The 1,987-nt window shown below is 33.1% G+C and carries 2 protein-coding genes; both read right to left on the bottom strand.

The window, feature by feature from the left end:
• Positions 1-897, bottom strand: an 897-nt coding sequence (locus tag AC1DRF_RS24920; RefSeq protein ID WP_477741958.1) for an MFS transporter, incomplete at its 3' end; no start/stop codon positions are given.
• Positions 898-946: 49 nt separating this feature from the next.
• The coding region (locus tag AC1DRF_RS24915) for an aKG-HExxH-type peptide beta-hydroxylase (protein ID WP_477741957.1) at positions 947-1,987 on the bottom strand (1,041 nt) is incomplete at its 5' end.

Below are 1,987 nucleotides of genomic sequence, written 5' to 3'. Positions count from 1 at the left end.
TTGTAACCTAATAAATCTATCCCTCCAGGAAACCGTAAAGTAAGAGCCCAATAACATTCCTATTGATGCAATTAATCTATAAAGTCCATAATACTTTTCTCCATTCTCCACAGTTGCATTTAAAAGTGGTACAAGTAGAACATCGGTAAGACTTAAACATCCCCAAACCAAAAACGACCCAAAAACTAAATATTTCAGTGTTTGATGACCCCATAAATAAGAAAAACTTGCAGCTAATCCTTTTTTATTCAGTAATCTCTGTTCTTCATTAGAAGAAGGCTCCCCTTCTGAATTATCTTCGTCCACATTTTCTGTTGGCAATGAAATCCAAGCTATAATTCCCGCAATGAAAAAGGTAAGTGCATTGAATGCTAGTAGCCACACGACTCCACCAGTTAGCAAACCGACTGCAGCAAGAAGAGCTCCAATTACTCTTGCCAAACTATTTAAAACCCCCATAAATCCGTTGGCAAGTGGTAATTGATCCTTTTTAACAAGTCCTGGTATACTAGCTGATAGAGCTGGACGATACGGTAAATMTACAATTCCCATTAAAAGAGACATGATTAAAATTATTGATGTATTTTCAGAATTTATGGCCATTAGAGAACTAAATATAGCCAGAAGAATGTTAATTATAGTGGTAATATATCGACGAGAATAACGATCAGCAATACTACCAGCAAGTGAAAACAAAACAAATTGAGGTGCAAAGCGAATAAGTAGAAATGCGCTATAAACTATTATTGATTGAGTTAATGTAAAGACATAAGCAGCCAAAGCTATTCCTTGAGCCATATTTCCGAGTGAAGAAATAGCTTCCGAAACGCTGACTAACGCAAAGTTTCTTTGCTTGAAAAGAGGTTTAAATTTAGTGAATGGTAATTTAAGCGACAACAAAAATCCCCCTAAAAAAACTAATAGTTCATTTCATAGTTGAGAAATGTTAACTAGTAAGATTTTGTTCCATCTCTTTTACTAATGAAATACCTTCGGAAGTTAGATTAGCATTTTCAGTTATAATTAATAGTCCCTTTTCTAATTCTTTAGTTATTCTATCTATTTCTTTTAATGCAATAGTTTTAAAAGGACTATTGTCCTTAGTTAAAAAACGATAAAACTTTAAAAGACGAGAATGTACGAAGCATCCATGATAAATACCATAAAGGGGCCTCAATTCGTCACGCCACGGTGAAGGATAGATAGCCTTCATATCATCAATTAAATGTGGACGAGCACACATCAAAGTATTTAGCCTGATATGACTTGCTTCATGAATAAGCCATTCTGCAGCATTAATCAAAGGTCGTTTCAAATGGGAGGCAAAAATAACACCATGTACACGAAAATCTGAAAAGAAAGGCAACCCTGGTGGTTTAAAAAATACAATATGTTTTACATTTTCTTTTATTTCAGTATGCATTTCTGGCCAACAAGTTTCTACCAACTCTAATGCTTCAGTAAAAAGTACAGAAATATCCTCTGATATTTCCTCGATTAATTCCATTTTATCCATCCGCAACTCAGACGGTGTAATTATATCTAGGTAACTGCTAGTCCATAAAGTTTGATTACAAAAAAAAGGATAATAATCTATCGTATTCCCTAATTCCCTACTTTTCCATGACTTATAGAACGTATCATTTGTTATAAAGAGAGTATCTTCTTTAATAGATATGTTAACTGCTGATAATCCTGAAAAATCGACATTAAGTTTTTTCTTATTATACAAGTTTAAATTGTTAACCAGTTCGTTACTTATTAAGCAAGTGAAAGGAGGAATTTCAGGAACTATATTGAATTTCAACCAAATATTTATGCATAGATAAATGAATCCTTTAAATCTCCATTCATCTTGCTTTTCACAATTTTTTTCTAATACTGTTTTTGCATTCTCAATCCATAGATATACTGATGGATGGTTTAAAATAATATCTCTACCCCTTGTATCAAGATTGGTCAAAGATTTAAGTGCATTGGATAACCA

It is taken from the genome of Priestia sp. P5_B4 (genome assembly GCF_056400385.1).
This window is presented reverse-complemented; position numbering and strand designations above follow the sequence as displayed.